Here is a 17,171-nt window from a genome sequence, read left to right on the forward strand (position 1 = left end):
CAACCTCGGCCACGGCGTCCAGCCCGACGCCGATCCGGGTGTGCTCGCAGCCGTCGTCGACCTCGTCCACGAAGCGACGACCGACACGCCGAACGGCGACGAACCCATCGATCCCCACGACACCGCGAGCACATGACCAGCGATCCCAGCAGCAACACCGGCGACGCGACCGTCGAGCCCGACGACACCGCGAGCACATGACCAGCGATCCCAGCAGCAACACCGGCGACGAACCCATCGATCCCCACGACACTGCGAGCACATGACCAGCGATCCCAGCAGCAACACCGGCGACGCGACCGTCGGCACCACCCCCCACCCCGACACGCCCGACACGCCCGCCACGGCCGAGGCCGGAGCGCAGCGGATCGCCGTCGTGCTCATGGCGTACGGCACGCCGCGCTCGCGCGACGAGATCCTCCCGTACTACACCGACATCCGGCGCGGGCGGGCGCCGTCGCCCGAGCAGCTCGCCGACCTGACGGCGCGGTACGAGGCGATCGGCGGCGTCTCGCCCCTTACCCAGCTGACCGAAGCCCAGCGCGACGCACTCCAAGCAGCGCTCGACGCGCTCGCGCCCGGCACGTACGAGGTCCTGCTCGGCCTGAAGCACGCCGATCCCACGATCGAGCACGCGGTCGACGAGATCGCCGCCCGGGGGTTCCGCCGTGCCGTGGGTCTCGTGCTGGCCCCGCACTACTCGTCGTACTCGATCGGCCAGTACCTCGGGCGCACCCGTGACGCCGCCGAACCCCACGGCATGGCCGTGAACGGCGTCGACAGCTGGGCGGTCGAGCCGGCGTTCGTCGACTTCATCGCCACCGACCTCGCGCGACGGCTGACGGGCATGCCCGACCGGACGCGCGTGCTGTTCACCGCGCACTCGCTGCCCGAGCGGATCATCGCCGCCGGCGATCCGTATCCCGACGAGCTCCGCGCCACCGCCGAAGCCGTCGCCGGCCGGCTCGGGCTGACCGAGGGTCGTGACTGGCAGATCGCATGGCAGAGCGCCGGTCGCACCCCCGAACCGTGGATCGGCCCCGACGTGCTCGACGTCATCGACGAGCTCGCCGGCGCCTCCCCGGTCGGAGCCGAGCGCGACGCGGATGGTGTGATCGTCTCGGCGGTGGGCTTCGTCGCCGATCATCTCGAGGTCCTGTACGACCTCGACATCGAAGCCCGCCAGCGCGCCGAGGGACTGGGGCTCGAGTTCGGCCGGACCGCATGCGTCAACGATGACGCCGCCGTCATCGGCGCGCTCGCCCGTCGCGTCCACGCGGCGGCGCAGGCCGCCGAGGAGCCCGCCTCCTCGTGAGCCGCGGCGACCGCACGCCGCGCCTGCTCGTCGTCGGGGGTGGCATCACGGGCCTCGCAGCCGCCGTCGAGCTCGCCGGGCGTCTCGATGACCTGCACGGCGAGGGCGCGGCCGGCGGCGTCGAGGTGTGGGAAGCAGCGACGCGCCTCGGCGGCAAGATCGCCACGTCCCCGTTCGCCGGCATCGACCACGTCGACGAGGGCGCCGACGCGTTCCTCACGCGCGTGCCGCACGCCGTCGAGTTCGCTCGACGGGTCGGGCTCGACGACGCGTCGATGACGTCGCCGACCGGCGCCGGCGCGGCGGTGTGGCACGGCCGGCTGCACGACATCCCCGGCGGGATCCTGCTCGGGGTTCCCGCCTCGGTGGCACCGTTCGTCACGACGTCGCTGCTGAGCTGGCGTGGCAAGCTCCGTGCCGCGGTCGAGCCGTTCCTGCCGAGAACCCATCCCGACGACTCGATCGGCGCCCTGATCCGGGCCCGTTTCGGCGACGAGGTGCACGATCGCCTCGTCGACTCGCTGGTCGGCAGCATCTATGCCACCGACACCGATCGTTCGAGCCTCGCCGCCGTCCCGCAGCTCGCGGCGTTGGCCTCGGGGCACCGCAGCCTGCTCCTCGGCGGCCGTGCGGCCCGCAAACGCGCCCCGGTCACCGACGCGCCGATCTTCTCGGCGCCGCGTACCGGCATCGGGGGTCTCGTCGACGCCGCTGCAGGCTGGCTCGGCCGGCGCGGCGTGAAGGTGCGGACGTCCAAGCCGGTCGGGGAGATCGAGCCGGACGCCGGCGGGTGGCGCGCCGACGGCGAGCGATTCGACGCGATCGTGCTCGCTGCCCCGGCCCGCGCGACGGCCCCGATGGTCGCGGCCGTCGCACCCGAGGCTGCCGGCGTCCTCGCCGCGACCGAGTACGCCGACGTCATCATGGTTCGCCTCGCCGTGCCCGGCGACCAGTGGCCCGATCGCTTGTCCGGTCGCAGCGGCTACCTGGTCCCCAAGTCGCAGCAGCGCCTCGTCACGGCGGCGTCGTTCGCGTCGCAGAAGTGGGCGCACTGGCAGGGGGCACACGGCGAGCAGGTCATCAGAGCCTCACTCGGCCGGGACGGCCTCCCCGTCATGCACCTCGACGACGACGCCGTCCTCGACGCGACACTGACCGAGATGAGCGGCCACCTCGGCATCGACCTGCAGCCGAGTGAGATCTCGATCACGCGCTGGCACGACGCGTTCGCCCAGTACCGCCCTCACCATCACGAGCGGGTCGCGACCATCGAGGAGCGGATGCCTGCGACGCTCGCGATCGCCGGCGCCAGCTACCGGGGCATCGGCCTGCCGGCCTGCATCGCCGACGGACAACGCGCCGCCCGTTCCGTCCTCGAACAGGTCGTCGGCGACGTCAAGGAATCGACCGGACCTGCCGATGGGTTTTTGACATGATGAGGGTGATGGATTCGCGCGGCCTCAGAGCCCTCGACGCCACGAGCGGGCGGGTGATCCGCACCGGCGCGATCACGCTCGCCGGCGTCCTCCTCCTCGCCGCGTGCAGCGGAGACGTCGAGCCCGAGGCCGAGGCGGCCGCACCGGTGACCGCGGCACCCACCACCACGGCCGCCCCCACCACCACCGCCGCCCCGACCACCACCGCCGTCCCCACCACGACGGCCGCCCCGACCACCACGGCCGCCCCGACCACCACGGCCGCCCCGACCACGACGGCGGCGCCGACCACGTCGACCACGGTCGCTCCGACCACCACGACCATCACCGAGCCGATCCCCCCGCCGGCTGACGCCTACGCCGAGGAGCCGGTGATCGAGATGGGGTCGATCAAGATCCCGAAGCTCGACGTCGACATGACGATGTACGAGGGGATCCGCCTGACCACGCTCGACTACGGCCCCGGGCACTGGCCAGGCACGGCCGAGCCGGGCCAGGTCGGCAACGTCGTCGTCGCCGGTCACCGGACGAGCAACCACAAGGTCTTCCGCCACGTCGACCAGCTCGACCCCGGTGACGAGATCATCTTCAGCGACGACGATGGCGACCACGTGTACGCGGTCAACAAGGTCGAGATCGTCCCGCCCGATGCGCTGTGGATCGTCGATCAGACCGACACCGCGACGGCGACGCTCTTCGCCTGCCACCCTCCTGGCTCCACCGCCCAACGCATCGTCGTCTTCGCCGATCTCGTCGACGGATGACCGACGCGAACCCGGGCTCGGCCCGGTTCGCGCGCCCGGCGCTCGCCCTGTTCGGCGGCTTCCTCGTCGCGTTGTCGCTGCCCCCGTGGGGGTTCTGGCCGCTCGCGTTCCTGGGCGTCGTCGCGTTCGAGATCGCGCTGGGCGCACGACCGACGCGGCGGCAGCGCGCCGGCTACGGGTTCGCGTTCGGGGTCCCGTGGTTCTTCATGGGGATGGGGTGGATGTGGTTCCTGACCGTGCCCGGCTACCTGGTCGCGGCTGCGATGTTCGCCGGCCTCCACGCCGGCGCTGCGCTCGTCGCCCCGACCGGGCCGTGGCGCACCATCGGACGCCCAGCCGCTCACACCCTCGTCGAGACGGTTCGGCTGGCCGTCCCGTTCGGCGGCGTGCCCGTCGCGACGCTCGGCATCGCCCAGGCGGGAGGTCCGCTCCTGGGTGTCGCCCGGGTCGGCGGCGTGATCGTGCTGACGTGGATCGTGTTCCAGGTCGGGTTCGCGCTGGCAGGTCCCGCCCCACGAGCACCCGGCTTCGTCCGTTCCCGACGCGCCACGCGGCCCGGGCAACCGCACGGTCTCGTCGCGCTGCTCGTAGCGGTCGTCGTCATCGGGCTCGCGGCCGTCGCACCAGCGGGATCCGAGGTCGACGCCGAGCCGCTGACGATCGCGGCCGTGCAGGGTGGCGGCGAGCAGGGCACCCGGGCCATCGACGTGCCGAGCAGCAGGGTGACACGGGCGCACCTCGACGCGACGGCGACGATCGAGCCGGACCCCGGGCTCGACCTCGTGGTGTGGCCCGAGAACGGCATCGACGTCGACGACGAGCCGTTCGAGGACAGCGACGCCTACGCCGCGATCCTCGGCGAGGTCGACCGGCTCGGTGTGCCGGTCTCGGTGGGTGTCACGCTCGACTCGGAGTTCTCGAAGTACCCGAGCGACGGCTCGTTCGTCAACGAGCAGGTGGTGATCGGGACCGATGGCGCCGTGGTCAGCCGCTACGAGAAGGTGCGGATCGTGCCGTTCGGCGAGTACGTGCCGCTGCGCGGGTTGCTCGAAGCACTCGGTGCGCCTCTCGATCAGATCCCGTCGGACGCCGTCGCCGGTCGTGACCCGGCGATCATCGAGCTCGCCGACGGCACCGAGCTCGGGGTGATGATCTCGTGGGAGGTCTTCTTCGGCGGGCGCGGCCGCGACGCTGGCGACGGCGCGATCCTGCTCAACCCGACCAACGGCGCCAGCTACACCGGCACCATCCTGCAGACCCAGCAGGTCGCGTCGAGCAAGCTGCGCGCCACCGAGACCGGACGGTGGGTCGTGCAGGTGTCGCCGACCGGCTTCAGCGCGTTCGTGTCACCGTCGGGCGACGTGCTCCAGCGCACCGCGGTGAGCGAGCGGAAGGTGATCACGATGGACGTGCCGCTGCGCGACGGCACCACCTGGTACGGCGCCCTCGGCGACTGGCCGTGGTTCTTCGCGGCCCTGGCCGTGCTCGGCGTCGCGTTGTGGTTCGGCGAGCTCCGCGAGCGGTTCGGAGCGACGAACCAGGCCGCGTCTCGACCGGCCTGATCGTCGACGCGACCCCGACCCTCATGCCTCCCGGGGCGGCTCGGGCGGGATCGAGCCGATCAGGCGTCGCAGGTCATCGTCGCCGAACGGTTGCGCCACCGCCAGCGCCCAGTCGAAGCCGTCGGCGGTCCATCGATGGACGTGGTGACTCTCGGAGTACGAGTCGAGCGCGGGATGGGGCTCCCCTCCCGCGGGCCATCGCGCGAAGACGGCGACGCTCGAAACACCGTGCAGGAAGCCGATGAACGCGCCGGTCGAGTCGTCCGCGTCGAGCAGGTCCAGCTCGACGCCAGGCGGCCAGTAGCGCGGTGCCGGCCACTCACGCTCGCGCCCGAGCCGGTCGACCTCTCGGCGGTGGCGCCGCTCGTCCTCCCAATCGGTCGCGATCGGACCGTCGTATTCGAACCGCGCGTCGTCGATGTCCGCGTCGGGGAGGAAGCCGATCAGGGTCGTGTGCGCATCGAGCACGGTCGAGCGCATCTCGAGCACGACGCCCGTCTCGTCGTCGACGACCACGGCGAGCGGGTGGTGCTTGAGCGGGGGCGGTTCGAGCACGACGCGCCATCCGGCGCGCCCGCCGACGACCGCCGCCGTCGGCGGACCGGACGGCACCGAGTAGTCGTTGGAGGACGTCAGCGAGTCGACGAGGTCGCGGCCGGAGAGCAGCTGCCTCGGGTCGCCCGGCCCCGACCAGTTCATCCCACCGGTGAGGCGCTGCATGCGGCCCTGACCGTCTCGGAACCACACGGTCTCGTCGCGGCGGACGTACCGGACACCGTCGCCGTCCTCGATCCGCCACGAGTCGGGATGCCGGAACCAGAAACGGAGCTCGCCCGAACGATCGGCGTCCTCCTGCTCGTCGGGATCTCGGTACGAGATCGTTCCGGTCGCGGTCCTGAACGAGACCGCCGCCATCCGGCCGAGCAGCTCGGTCCAGGTCGGCGTGCGGCCGGCTGCTCCATCGCTGGTCACGACGCGCTTACCTCGAGCATCAGGGTCACCGGGCCGTCGTTGACGATCTCGACGCGCATTTCGGTGCGGAACCGACCGGTCGCCACCGTCGCCCCGAGCTCGCTCAGGCGGGCCACCAGCGAGTCGACGAGCGGCTCCGCGTGTTCGGGACGGGCGGCATCGATCCAGCTCGGCCGGCGGCCCTTGGCGGTGTCGGCGTACAACGTGAACTGGCTCACGACGAGCACCTCGGCTGGCAGACCGGCCTCGAACCGATCGGCGAGCGAGCGGTTCATCACGCCGTCGTCGTCGGCCAGCACGCGCAGGAACCACACCTTCTCGGCGAGCTTGACGGCCACCGACCCGTCGTCGTCGTGGGTGGCGCCGACGAGCACGCACAAGCCCGGGCCGATCTCACCGACGCGATCGACCCCGTCGCCGTCGAGCGCGGCGACGCTCGCCCGCACCACCCGCTGCACGAGACCTCGCATCGCCGTCAGACTCGCACGTCGCCCCATCGCGGGTGAACTCGCCGTTCGGGCGATCGGCTTGAATGGGCGGCGTGCCCGACCACGACCGCACCGATCCCTCCCAGCCCGGCGCGATCACGATCGGCGGCGACCGGCTGAACGCCACCATCGCGCCCGACGCCGGCGGGCGGGTCGCGCAGATCACGGCGGCAGGCGCACCGCTCCTGATCGGTCGCGACGACCTGCCACCCGGCGAGCTCGAGCCGATCGCGTGGGGGGCCTACCCGATGGTTCCGTGGGCGGGCCGGATCCGGCGCGGGCGCTTCACGTTCGAGGGCAGGTCGTACCAGCTGCCGATCAACCGGGGCGACCACGCGATCCACGGCGTGGGATTCACCTCCCGGTGGACCGTGCACGATCGGGCCGCGCACGCGGTCACGTTGACGCTCGATCTCCCGACCGACGAGACGTGGCCGTTCGGCGGCCGCGCCGAGCAGCGGATCGAGATCGCCGACGATCGGCTCGGTGTCATGCTCGCAGCGACGGCGGGCCCGGTCGCAATGCCGATCTCGCTGGGTTGGCATCCGTGGTTCCGCAAGCCCGACCGGCTGGACTTCCGGCCGAGCGCGATGTACCGGCGCGACGACGACGGGATCACCGTCGACGAGCTCGTCGAGGTCCCCGCTCCCCCGTGGGACGACTGCTTCGTGAACAGGCGAGCGGTGCGCGCCGACATCGGCGACGTGACCGTCGAGGTCTCCTCCGACGTGACGGACTGGGTGGTCTACACCACCGACCGGGCGACGTGCATCGAGCCGCAGACGGCGCCTCCCGACGCGTTCACGATCCGGCCCCGAACCCTCACCCCCGGCGCGACGCTCCAGCTGGCGATCGGTATTCGGGTCGACGCCTGACCCCTCGGGGAGCAAGACTCGGGGCCCAGCCTCCTCACGGCCGCGCAGATTTCTCGCGCCTTTGTGCGAGACGGGCGCCGTCGGGCCCTCTGGACGTGCAGAGGAGGAGGCCCATGGCCCATGACCACCACACCGACCGACACCGAGCTCGTCGCCGCCCATCTGGGCGGCGATCGTGGCGCGCTCGCCGACATCTACGACCGCTACTCGGCGACGCTCTACGACACGGCCGCCGCGATGACCCGCAGCCGCGACGATGCCGCCGACGTGATGCAGGACGTGTTCGTGGTGGCTGCCGAGCGGCTCGGGCAGCTCCGCGACCCGTCGCGGTTGAAGCCGTGGCTGTTCGCGATTCTCCGGAACGAGGTGTACCGGCGAACCGGGACGAAACGACGCACGGTCGCCACCGACTTCAACGAACCGGCGGCTGAGATGAGCCTCCCGTCCGATCCCGCGGACGAAGCCAGCCAGGCCGAGTACGACGAGCTCGCCGAGCTGGTTCGCAGCGCTGCCGCCGGCCTCGACGAACGCGACCAACTCGTCCTCGAGTACACGATCCGGCAGGGCCTCGAGGGCAACGATCTGGCGGATGCGCTCGGCGTCTCGGCCCAGCAGTGCTATGGGCTCGTCCACCGTATGCGGCAGCGCACCGAGCGCAGCCTCGGCGCACTGTGCGTGGCCCGGGCCGGGCGACGCGACTGCGACGAGCTCGCCGCGATCCTCGCCGACTGGGACGGCGAGTTCTCCGTGCTCATCCGCAAACGGGTCGCCCGGCACATCGACCGCTGCGAGACCTGCGAGCGATCGCGCCGCAAGGTGGCACCGCTGGCCCTGTTCGGCGCGGCACCCGCGTTCGCGGTGCCCGACGGCCTCCGCGACCGGGTCCTGGGCGCCGCGCAAGGGGCACGACCGGCGCCCCCGTACGCCTTCACCGAGCCGGGCGGCTTCCCGGCGGTGATCAAGTACGCCCGACGAGTGGCGCTGTGGCTGATCGCGGCCGGCGTGGCCCTCCTCGCCGCGCTCGGCACGACGGTGTACGTGCTCGCCGCGGACGACGACCCGGGCGCCGCCGCCGACGCTGCCACCACGACGACGTCCGGCACCTCGTCGAACGCAGCGGACGGCGGAACGGGAACGACCACCTCCACGACCGGTGCCGATCCCACGTCGACCTCGGTCGCCAGCGCCTCGCCGGTGCCGGGCACATCGCCGACGACGACCAACAGCTCGACGACGAGCACCACGTCGTCGACGAGCACCACCGTCGATCCGGCGCTGGTCGGCACCGACGACGGCACCACGACCGCACCGACGACGACCACCACCACAACGACACCACCGACGACGGCGCCGCCGACGACGACCACGCCGCCCACGACGACGACGCCACCGACGACGACCACGATCCCGCCGACCACCACGACCACGCCACCGACACCGCCGGGCCAGCTGACCCTGTCGGCCGGCTCGATCGACTTCGGCACGACGCTCGACCAGGCGGCGGTGACGCTGTCGAACAGCGGCGGGCTCCCCGTCGACTGGAGCGCGTCGTTCGGGCCGGCCGCGTTCGGCGGGGCCGCCTCGCCGTACGGCGTGAACCCGCCCGGCGGGACGCTGGCCGCCGGTGCCAGCGTCGACGTCACCGTGTCCATCGATCGGACCTGGCCGGAGGAGGGCCCGCTGAAGCCCCGAGCGCTCCTCTTCGTCGCCTCGGGCACGTCGGCCACGCTGAACGTCGACGGCGAGCTCGCCCGACCGCCCGAGATCGACGCCTCGGGCACCCCGACCAGCATCTGCGCCTTCAACCCCACCGGGGTCCGCAACCGGCTCCGCGCGGTCGCCACCGTGACCGACGAGTCGACGCCGCTCACCGTCGAATACGAAGCGGTCAACGAAGCCGGCACGGTCGTGCGCCAGACGATGCGCCAGCGCAGTCGCGAATGGACGGCTTCCATCGACATGACCCGCATGCCCCAGTCCGACACGTGGACATGGACGATCACCGCAACCGACGCCTTCGGGAACTCCGCCGACGCCACGGGGACCACCCAGATCGTCGACACCTTCTGCTGACCTGGCCGGCCGTACCAACGGTGCGGCGGCCGGATCACGCCGTTACTGATCGGTAACCGGGCGCCGATAGCCTGTCCCGATGCCCGAACCGGCCGGTCTCGACCCCGACGCGCCGCTGCGCCTCGCGTACCTCACGTACCGGGGCAAGCCGCACGTGGGCGGTCAGGGCATCTACACCCGCCATCTGACCAAGGCGCTCGTCGATCTCGGGCACTCGGTCGAGGTGCTCGCCGGGCAGCCGTACCCGATCCTCGACGAGCGGGTCCCCCTGACCGAGCTGCCGAGCCTCGACCTGTTCAACGACCACTACCCCGGCCGGCTCCCGGCCTACTGGGAGTTCAAGACCCGCTACGAGTGGCTCGAGACCGCCCAATTCCTGACCGGTGTCTTCCCCGAGCCGCTCGCGTTCAGCGCCCGAGCCAACGCCCACCTGTCCAAGCGGCTCAGCGAGTTCGACCTGGTCCACGACAACCAGTGCCTGGGCTACGGCATCGCCAAGCTCGAGTCGAAGATCCCGCTGATCGTCACGCTCCACCACCCCATCACGCGCGACCGGATGCTCGAGATGGACCACGCCAAGAACCGCTTCAAGCGTTGGTCGGTCGGGCGCTGGTACAGCTTCGTCAAGATGCAGGGCAAGGTCGCGTCGAAGATGCCGCGGGTCGTCGTGGTCAGCGAGAACTCGATCCAGGACATCCACACCGACATGGGCGTCCCGCTCGACCGGATGCGGCTGGTGCCGGTCGGCGTCGACCCCGACCTCTTCAAGCCGCTCGACACCGTCGAACGCGTGCCGGGGCGCCTGATCACGACGGCGTCGGCCGACGTCGCGCTGAAGGGCCTCTCGTACCTCGTCGAGGCGATGGCCAAGCTCCGCGCCGACGGCCACGACATCAGCCTGACGATCATCGGCAAGCCGAAGCCGGGCAAGTCGATGGACCTGATCGACGAGTACGGGTTGGCGCCGTACATCCAGTTCGTGTCGGGCGTGCCCGACGAGCGCATCGTCGAGCTCTACGACGAGGCCGAGCTGGCCGTCGTCCCGAGCCTGTACGAGGGCTTCAGCCTGCCCGCGATCGAGGCGATGTGCACCGGCACGCCGCTGGTGGCCACCGACGGCGGCGCCCTGCCCGAGGTCACCGGCGCCGACGGCGAGACGGTCTTCCGGTGCCGCAAGGGCGACGCCGACGCGCTGGCGTCGACGATCCGCGATGCGCTCGCCAACCCCGAGGCGCGCGCCCGGGTCGGTGCTGCGGGCCGGCAACGCGTGCTCGACCGGTGGACCTGGCGGCGCTGCGCGCAGCTCACCGTCGAGCAGTACCGCGAGGTGCTGGAGATGCCCCAGAACGTCCGCAAGCTGCGCCGGAACGGCCGCATCTGATCGTGTCGCGAACATGCTGACGATTCGATTCGACGAGCTGGGCCTGCGCGCGGGCGATCGCGTGCTCGACGTCGGCGCCGGCTTCGGACGCCATGTGTACGAATGCGCTCGCCGCGGTGCCGAGGTGGTGGCGCTCGACTACGCCGCCGACGAGGTCGTCGAGACGCTCAACACGCTCGGCGCCATGATCGAAGACGGCGAGGCCACCGAGGACCAGGTGCTCGGCGTCATGCGCGGCGACGCCAAGCGGCTCCCGTACCCCGACGGGGCCTTCGATGTGGTCATCACGTCCGAGGTGCTCGAGCACATCCAGGACGACGTCGCTGCGATCGCCGAGATGACCCGGGTGCTCAAGCCGGGCGGACGGTTCGCCGCCACCGTGCCGGCCTGGTTCCCCGAGACGATCAACTGGAAGCTGTCCGACGAGTACCACGCCCCGAAGAGCCCGGGTGGTCACGTCCGGATCTACGGCCGGACCGAGCTGCGTGCCAAACTGCGGTCGGCCGGCCTGATGGTCGACGGATACCACCGGGCCCACGCACTGCACTCGCCGTACTGGTGGTTGAAGTGCGCCGTTGGCCCGACCGACGACGATCATCCGCTGGTCGCCACCTACCGCCGATTCCTGGAGTGGGACATCATCGAGCAGCCGACCAGCACCCGAATCGCCGAGCGGCTGCTGTCGCCCATCCTGGGCAAGAGCTCGGTGTGGTACGCCACCAAGCCCGCGGCCGAGCGCCGCAGCGACACCACGGCGCCGGTTCACGAGGACGAGGCCGCGTGACGACGATCCCCGACCTCCCCGGCGTGCTGTCGCGCGATGACGTCATCGCATCCGGCGAGCACCTCGCGTCGCTCCAGACCGACAGCGGGATGATCCCCTGGTTCCCCGGCGGGCACTGCGACCCGTGGAACCACGTCGAGTCGGCGATGGCACTCGACGTCGCAGGCTTCCACGCCGAGGCCGAGCGGGCCTACGAGTGGCTCGCCGACATCCAGCGCGCCGACGGCAGCTGGCACAACTACTACCTGCCCGATGGCGACCGCGACGACACCGTCGAGGACGACAAGCTCGACACGAACGTCTGCGCCTACATCGCGACGGGGGTCTGGCATCACTGGCGCTGCACCGGCGACCGCGGCTTCGTCGACAACCTGTGGCCCACCGTCGAACGAGCCCTCGACTGGGTGCTCTCGCTGCGCCGCCGCGACGGCCTCGTGCTCTGGGCCATCGAGCCAGAGGCCCACCCGTGGAATTACGCGCTGCTGACCGGTTCGGCGTCGGTGCAACACGCGCTCCGGTGCGGCGCCGCGACGGGGCTCGAGACCGGCTCACCGCGGCCCGACTGGGTCGAGGCCGCCGACGTGATGTGCACGTTGATCAACCACGGCCGCCGGTCGTTCCAGCCGAAGACGCGCTGGGCGATGGACTGGTACTACCCGGTGCTGACCGGCGCCACGACCGACGTCGCGGCGAAGGCCCGGCTGGCCGACGGCTGGGAGCGGTTCGCGATGGAAGGCCTCGGGATCCGGTGCGTCGAGGACGAGCCGTGGGTGACGGCCTCCGAGACGGCGGAGGCCTCGCTGGCCTACGCCGCGATCGGCGACTTCGCCACCGCCACCGACCTGCTCGCCTGGACGCGTGGGCATCGGCAACCCGACGGCGGCTACCTCACGGGCCTCGTCCATCCCGAGCGGTTGATCTTCCCCGACGGAGAGCACACGTCGTACACGGCCGCGGCCGTGATCCTCGCGGCGGATGCGATCGTCGGGGCATCGCCGGCGAGCGACCTGTTCGTGTCGCCGTCGATTCGAACCGCCGACGGCTGAACCGGCGCTCGTACACTCGCACGGGTGTCACGGCTGCTCCGATCCACTCCCGCTCGGACGGTGCTGAGCTTGTGGTCGTGGTTCACGCTCGGGCTGACGCTGATCGTCATCGTGCCCAGCGTGGCGATCTTGCGGCTGGTGACCGCACCGTTCGACGCCGGCCGCTATCACGCCGGCCTGTTGTTCCGGAAGACGGCCGTCATCCACCAGAAGCTCAACCCGCTCTGGCGATTCCGGGTGTCAGGCAACGTGCCCGATGATCCCCGGCGCCCCTACGTCGTCGTCGCCAACCACGAGAGCTTCGTCGACATCCTGCTCATCTCGCACCTCCCGTTCGAGATGAAGTGGATGAGCAAGAGCGAGTTCTTCAAGATCCCGTTCGTGGGCTGGGCGATGCGCCTCGCCGGCGACATCCGCCTCGACCGGGGCGACAAGAAGGCCGGCGCGCGCGCCCTGCAGGAATGCCGCGACCGCCTCGGCAAGCAGGTCTCGGTCATGATCTTCCCCGAGGGCACGCGGTCGAGGACCGGAGAGCTGCAAGAGTTCAAGGACGGCGCGTTCCGCCTGGCGATCGACACCGGCGCGCCGATCCTGCCGCTCGCCGTGCTCGGCACCCGCGACGCACTCGTCAAGCACGACTGGCGCTTCGGCTACAGCCATGCCGAGGTGCGCGTGCTCGACCCGATCCCCACGGAGCAGCTCACCAGGGACGAGGTCGACGAGCTCCGAGACCGCACGCGCGGCATGATCGCCGAGACCCTCGATCAGATGCGCGCCGCGCGCGCGAGCTGACCGGTGCTCCAGGCACCCGTCCGGCTCCTCTTCGCGCTGCGCCCGCAGGTACCGGCGGGCGTGCTCGCCGCGACCGCGGTCAGTACCACCGTGTTCGCCGCGACGCCGTTCCTCGTCAAGGGCGTCGCCGTCGACCAGGACGTCGCCGTGAGCACGGTCGGCGTGATCTCGACCGCACAGCTCGCCGGCTTCATGGTCACGTCGTGGGGCGCCGGTCGGTTCCTCCGACCGCGGCGCCGCGTGATGGTGATCGCCGTGCTCCTCGGCCTGACGGCGAACGTCGCGTCGGCGCTCACGCCGTGGTTCACCTTGCTGGTCGGCATCCGGTTCCTCAGCGGCATCTCGCTCGGCCTGATCGCCTGGATCGCCTGGGCCGAGGCGTTCGGCAATGACGAGAAGGTCGGCGACGTCGCGGTGATCGGGCCGCTCGTCGGCATCGTCAGCGCGCCGTTGATCGCCACCGCGATCGACCGGTCCGGTAGCGACCTGCTGTTCGTCCTGCTCGGCGCGCTGCACCTGATCCCGCTGGCGTTCGTCCGGACGATGAGCCTCGAAGCCGCCAGCCGGCCGCGCCAGCAACGGCACCGACCGACCCGCGCCGCCGCGGCGATCCTCGCGTGTCTCGGCACGATCACGTTCGGCGGGTCGGCCGTGTTCGTGTTCGCCGGCGTCATCGGGCAGGACGACGTCGGCATCAGCCCGATCGTCGTCGCGTTCGTCTTCTCGACCAACGCGCTGCTCAGCGTCCCGTCCGCCCGCTACCGGGGCACGCGCAAGCTACCGGGGTTCTGGATGGCGATGACCGGCGTGATGGCGATCACCGTCGGCACGGTCCATCATCCGGTCGCGTTCTGGATCGCGCTGTCGGCGTGGGGCTTCTGCTTCTGGATGGGCGTGCCGGGGGCCTTCTCCCTGCTGGCCGAGCGGTCGAACTACCCCGACGAGCGGGCGGGCGACGCCCAGGCGATCATGGCCGCGGGCCGGGTGGTCGGACCGCTGCTCGGCGGCGCGCTGTACGCCGTCTCGGCGGCCTGGCTCGGCATCGTGGGCGGCGGCATCATGGTCTCGGCGGGGCTGGCGATGGTGTACGTCGAGTGGCGGATCAGGCCCGACGTGCTCGGCGACCTGGTCCGTGCGACGTGACGCCCAGCCGACCAGGCGGGGCCGGGCCCTGGCGGCTGCAGGTCGTCCTGCTGGGACTGGTCACGATCGGCGCGTACGGCGTCGTCCTGTATGGCTTCGGCGCATTCGTCGGACCGATCCGAGACGACACCGGTTGGTCGAACACGGCGATCTCGGCCGCGTTCTCGATCAGCACGCTCGGCGGCGGGCTGCTCGCGCTGACGACCGGCTGTGTGCTCGATCGACTCGGCGCGCTCCCCGTCCTGTCGATCACGCTGGTTGCCGGGGCCGCGCTCCTGCTCGTCAGCACCAGTGCCGATCGCGCCTGGCAGTTCGTCGCTACCTGGGGAGCCGGCGGCGCGATCGTGTCGGCCGGCCTCTTCTACAACGTGACGATGGCCGTGACCGCCCGCATCACGGTCGAGGCCGACCGTGCGCGGGCGTTCAGTTGGCTCACGGTGATCGGCGGACTGGCCTCACCGATCGCCTTCCCGCTCGCCGGCGCCCTCCTCGAACAGGGGGACTGGCGGACCGCCGTGCGCTGGATGGTGCTGTTCATGGTGGCGTGCACGCTGCCCGCGCTGGGGTTCGTGCGCGGCGACCGCGACGTGCTGGCCGCCCCGGCCGCAGACGACCTCGCCGGCTTCCCCGACGTCCGGACGGCGCTGGCGTCGAGCACGGTGCGGCGCTGGCTGGTCGCCAGCTCGGCCGGCCTCGCCGGCTTGGTGGCGATCCAGGTCCACCACGTCGCCGCCATCGAGGCGACCGGCGTGTCGATCGGCCTTGCGTCGACCCTTGCCGGCGTGCGAGGGCTGCTGTCGCTTCCCGGCCGTGCCGTCGCCGGCTCGGTGGCGAGCCGGCTCGGCGTCGTGAACGCGCTCCGGCTGACCTACCTCACGATGACGCTCGGAACGCTCGCGCTCGTTGCCGCCGGGGCGATCGCCTGGGTGTGGCTGTTCGTCGTCCTCACCGGCCTCGCGTTCGGCTCGGTCGCGCCGTTGCAGGGTCTCTACGCAGCCGAGCTGTACGGGCAACGTGCGATCGGTTCACTGATGGGGATGCAGCAGGTGATGCTCGGGCTCGCCTCCGCTGCCGGTCCGCTCCTGCTCGGCCTGACGATCGACCTCACCGACGGCTACCTCGTCATGCTGCTGCTCGCCGTCGGGCTGCAGGTGCTCGCTCTCACGTCGTTCCGGCCGCCGACCACCGTCACGAGATCCGCGTGAGGACCCGCAGCGAACCGCTCACCGACGCCAGCTCGAAGCGTCCGCTCTCGATCGCCGGGAGGTAGATCTCCTCGTACGGTGGCCGCCCGCCGTCGGCGGGGTCGGGGAAGACGTCGTGGATCGCCATGGTGCCGCCCACCGCCACGTGCGGCGCCCAGCCCTCGTAGTCGAGCCGGGCCGGTTCGGCCCCGTGGCCGCCGTCGATGAACAGGAAGGCCACTGGTGTGGCCCAGTGCCGGGCGACCGTGGGCGACTCGCCGACGACGCCGACGACGTGCCCCTCGAGGCCGGCGTCGTGGATCGCGCGACGGAAGAAGGGCAGCGTGTCCATCTTCCCGGTCCGTTCGTCGACGACGGCGGCATCGTGGTGCTCCCAGCCCGCCTGGTTCTCCTCGGACCCGCGGTGGTGGTCAACGGCGAACAGCGCGGTGCCGGCGGAGCGGGCCGCGTCGCCGAGCCAGATGGTCGAGCGGCCGCAATAGGAGCCGACCTCGACCCACGGCGCGCCCGGCACCGCGTCGCCTGCGATCAGCGCTGCGGCGTGGAGCGCGTCGCCCTCGTCGGGCGGCATGAAGCCCTTGGTGGCGAGCGCGACGTCTCGGAGCTCCGGGGCGATCGGCATGGGGACGATGCTACGGACGGCGGCGCCGCACGCATCTGTCAAGGAACCATCAAGACGGCTCGGTTCTGCGTGACGGCATCACGCGTGCGGGCGTACAGTGGAGGTGGACAGAGCGGTGCCGAGCGGAGCCTGCTCACGTCATCGAGCGAAGCCTGCCGAGTTCGACCCGGGTCACGCACGACGTGCGCGACCGAGACGAACGGAGCGGCTATGTACATCGGGCGGAATGCTCACCCCGGTCGCCGTCTGGCAATGGCGGCCACCTTCATCCTGGCGCTCGTGGCGTCCTTCTTCGCCATGGCGCCGACGGCGCTGGCCTGTCACAGCCAGGTCCGGATCGAGAAGATCGAGACCGGGGCAGCCGCACCGGGTCTCACGTACACGGTCGTGATGCGCGAGGTCAACGGCCCCGTCTTCGCAACGGTCGAGGTACCCGCGAACGGGTTCGCCACGATCGAGCGAGTGCCGCCCGGCACCTACGAGTTCGACGAGCTGGACGCGCCTGACGGCGCCACGATCGTTCCCGACGAGATCGTCGTCACCGTCGAGGACGACCAGCAGACCTTCGACATCGTCGTGACCAACCCGTACCCGGCGGGCAAGCTCGCCATCGAAAAGATCGAAACCGGCGACACCGCACCCGGCAACAGCTACAGCTTCGAGATCCGCGACACCGACAACACCGTCGTCGACACCCTCACCGTCACCGCCGG

The 17,171-nt window shown here is 71.3% G+C and carries 16 protein-coding genes; 13 read left to right on the forward strand and 3 right to left on the reverse strand.

The genetic code is table 11. The features are described from left to right. Nucleotides 1–262: 262 nt before the first annotated feature. From hemH to lnt, 4 genes are read left to right on the forward strand one after another with little or no spacing between them, the layout of a single operon-like run. Nucleotides 263–1,315: a ferrochelatase gene (gene hemH / locus QNJ12_RS17845; protein ID WP_300624653.1), complete on the forward strand. Its 1,053-nt coding sequence runs from the start codon at nt 263–265 to the stop codon at nt 1,313–1,315. Continuing rightward, entirely contained in the window at nt 1,312–2,751 is a 1,440-nt protein-coding gene (hemG, locus tag QNJ12_RS17850; RefSeq protein WP_300624655.1) for a protoporphyrinogen oxidase, read from the forward strand. The genes hemH and hemG overlap by 4 nt, the downstream gene beginning before the upstream one ends. An 8-nt stretch (nt 2,752–2,759) precedes the next feature. Beyond that, entirely contained in the window at nt 2,760–3,515 is a 756-nt protein-coding gene (locus QNJ12_RS17855) for a sortase (protein ID WP_300624657.1), read from the forward strand. After that, the gene (gene lnt, locus QNJ12_RS17860) at nt 3,512–5,077 is read left to right on the forward strand and encodes an apolipoprotein N-acyltransferase (protein WP_300624659.1); all 1,566 of its coding nucleotides are present in this window, start codon (nt 3,512–3,514) and stop codon (nt 5,075–5,077) included. Before QNJ12_RS17855 ends, lnt begins: the two co-directional genes overlap by 4 nt. 21 nt (nt 5,078–5,098) lie before the next feature. Here the strand turns inward: lnt and QNJ12_RS17865 are convergent, their stop codons facing one another. Together QNJ12_RS17865 and dtd are read right to left on the reverse strand one after the other, a co-directional pair. Beyond that, nucleotides 5,099–6,049 (reverse strand): hypothetical protein, encoded by a 951-nt coding sequence (locus QNJ12_RS17865; protein WP_300624661.1) that lies wholly within the window; start codon nt 6,047–6,049, stop codon nt 5,099–5,101. Further along, nucleotides 6,046–6,519, reverse strand: a complete 474-nt coding sequence (dtd, locus tag QNJ12_RS17870) for a D-aminoacyl-tRNA deacylase (RefSeq protein ID WP_300624663.1) — start codon at nt 6,517–6,519, stop codon at nt 6,046–6,048. Before dtd ends, QNJ12_RS17865 begins: the two co-directional genes overlap by 4 nt. Before the next feature lie 71 nt (nt 6,520–6,590). Here dtd and QNJ12_RS17875 point away from each other — a divergent pair, with 71 nt between their 5' ends. The 8 genes from QNJ12_RS17875 (at nt 6,591) to QNJ12_RS17910 (ending at nt 15,836) form a co-directional block, all read left to right on the forward strand. Continuing rightward, on the forward strand, nt 6,591–7,412 hold the full coding sequence (locus tag QNJ12_RS17875) for a hypothetical protein (protein ID WP_300624665.1): 822 nt from the start codon (nt 6,591–6,593) through the stop codon (nt 7,410–7,412). Between the two features lie 120 nt (nt 7,413–7,532). After that, nucleotides 7,533–9,485, forward strand: coding sequence for a sigma-70 family RNA polymerase sigma factor (locus tag QNJ12_RS17880; protein ID WP_300624667.1), 1,953 nt, complete (start codon nt 7,533–7,535; stop codon nt 9,483–9,485). Nucleotides 9,486–9,564: 79 nt separating this feature from the next. Next, on the forward strand, nt 9,565–10,866 hold the full coding sequence (locus QNJ12_RS17885) for a glycosyltransferase family 4 protein (RefSeq protein WP_300624669.1): 1,302 nt from the start codon (nt 9,565–9,567) through the stop codon (nt 10,864–10,866). 13 nt (nt 10,867–10,879) lie between these two features. Beyond that, nucleotides 10,880–11,650 (forward strand): class I SAM-dependent methyltransferase, encoded by a 771-nt coding sequence (locus tag QNJ12_RS17890; RefSeq protein ID WP_300624671.1) that lies wholly within the window; start codon nt 10,880–10,882, stop codon nt 11,648–11,650. Further along, on the forward strand, nt 11,647–12,696 hold the full coding sequence (locus tag QNJ12_RS17895) for a prenyltransferase/squalene oxidase repeat-containing protein (RefSeq protein ID WP_300624673.1): 1,050 nt from the start codon (nt 11,647–11,649) through the stop codon (nt 12,694–12,696). Before QNJ12_RS17890 ends, QNJ12_RS17895 begins: the two co-directional genes overlap by 4 nt. Before the next feature lie 24 nt (nt 12,697–12,720). After that, nucleotides 12,721–13,488 carry a lysophospholipid acyltransferase family protein gene (locus QNJ12_RS17900; protein WP_300624675.1) on the forward strand — a complete coding sequence of 256 codons (768 nt, stop codon included), beginning with the start codon at nt 12,721–12,723 and terminating at the stop codon, nt 13,486–13,488. Nucleotides 13,489–13,491: 3 nt separating this feature from the next. Further along, nucleotides 13,492–14,631 carry an MFS transporter gene (locus tag QNJ12_RS17905; RefSeq protein ID WP_300624677.1) on the forward strand — a complete coding sequence of 380 codons (1,140 nt, stop codon included), beginning with the start codon at nt 13,492–13,494 and terminating at the stop codon, nt 14,629–14,631. Next, nucleotides 14,628–15,836, forward strand: a complete 1,209-nt coding sequence (locus QNJ12_RS17910; RefSeq protein ID WP_300624679.1) for an MFS transporter — start codon at nt 14,628–14,630, stop codon at nt 15,834–15,836. The genes QNJ12_RS17905 and QNJ12_RS17910 overlap by 4 nt, the downstream gene beginning before the upstream one ends. Here QNJ12_RS17910 and QNJ12_RS17915 read toward each other — a convergent pair. Then, complete coding sequence (locus QNJ12_RS17915; RefSeq protein ID WP_300624680.1) at nt 15,820–16,458, reverse strand: class I SAM-dependent methyltransferase; 639 nt, start codon at nt 16,456–16,458, stop codon at nt 15,820–15,822. The genes QNJ12_RS17910 and QNJ12_RS17915 overlap by 17 nt on opposite strands. 252 nt (nt 16,459–16,710) lie before the next feature. Here QNJ12_RS17915 and QNJ12_RS17920 point away from each other — a divergent pair. Next, the coding region (locus QNJ12_RS17920; RefSeq protein ID WP_300624682.1) for a collagen binding domain-containing protein at nt 16,711–17,171 on the forward strand (461 nt) is incomplete at its 3' end.

The sequence above is a fragment of the Ilumatobacter sp. genome, assembly GCF_030065885.1.
Lineage (GTDB): Bacteria > Actinomycetota > Acidimicrobiia > Acidimicrobiales > Ilumatobacteraceae > Ilumatobacter.

Excerpts from the sequence above, each read along its gene's own strand:
- hemH (WP_300624653.1), top strand. The coding sequence starts at position 263 with ATGACCAGCGATCCCAGCAGCAACACCGGCGACGCGACCGTCGGCACC.
- QNJ12_RS17855 (WP_300624657.1), top strand. The coding sequence starts at position 2,760 with ATGGATTCGCGCGGCCTCAGAGCCCTCGACGCCACGAGCGGGCGGGTG.
- lnt (WP_300624659.1), top strand. The coding sequence starts at position 3,512 with ATGACCGACGCGAACCCGGGCTCGGCCCGGTTCGCGCGCCCGGCGCTC.
- dtd (WP_300624663.1), bottom strand. The coding sequence starts at position 6,519 with ATGCGAGGTCTCGTGCAGCGGGTGGTGCGGGCGAGCGTCGCCGCGCTC.
- QNJ12_RS17880 (WP_300624667.1), top strand. The coding sequence starts at position 7,533 with ATGACCACCACACCGACCGACACCGAGCTCGTCGCCGCCCATCTGGGC.
- QNJ12_RS17885 (WP_300624669.1), top strand. The coding sequence starts at position 9,565 with ATGCCCGAACCGGCCGGTCTCGACCCCGACGCGCCGCTGCGCCTCGCG.
- QNJ12_RS17890 (WP_300624671.1), top strand. The coding sequence starts at position 10,880 with ATGCTGACGATTCGATTCGACGAGCTGGGCCTGCGCGCGGGCGATCGC.
- QNJ12_RS17915 (WP_300624680.1), bottom strand. The coding sequence starts at position 16,458 with ATGCCGATCGCCCCGGAGCTCCGAGACGTCGCGCTCGCCACCAAGGGC.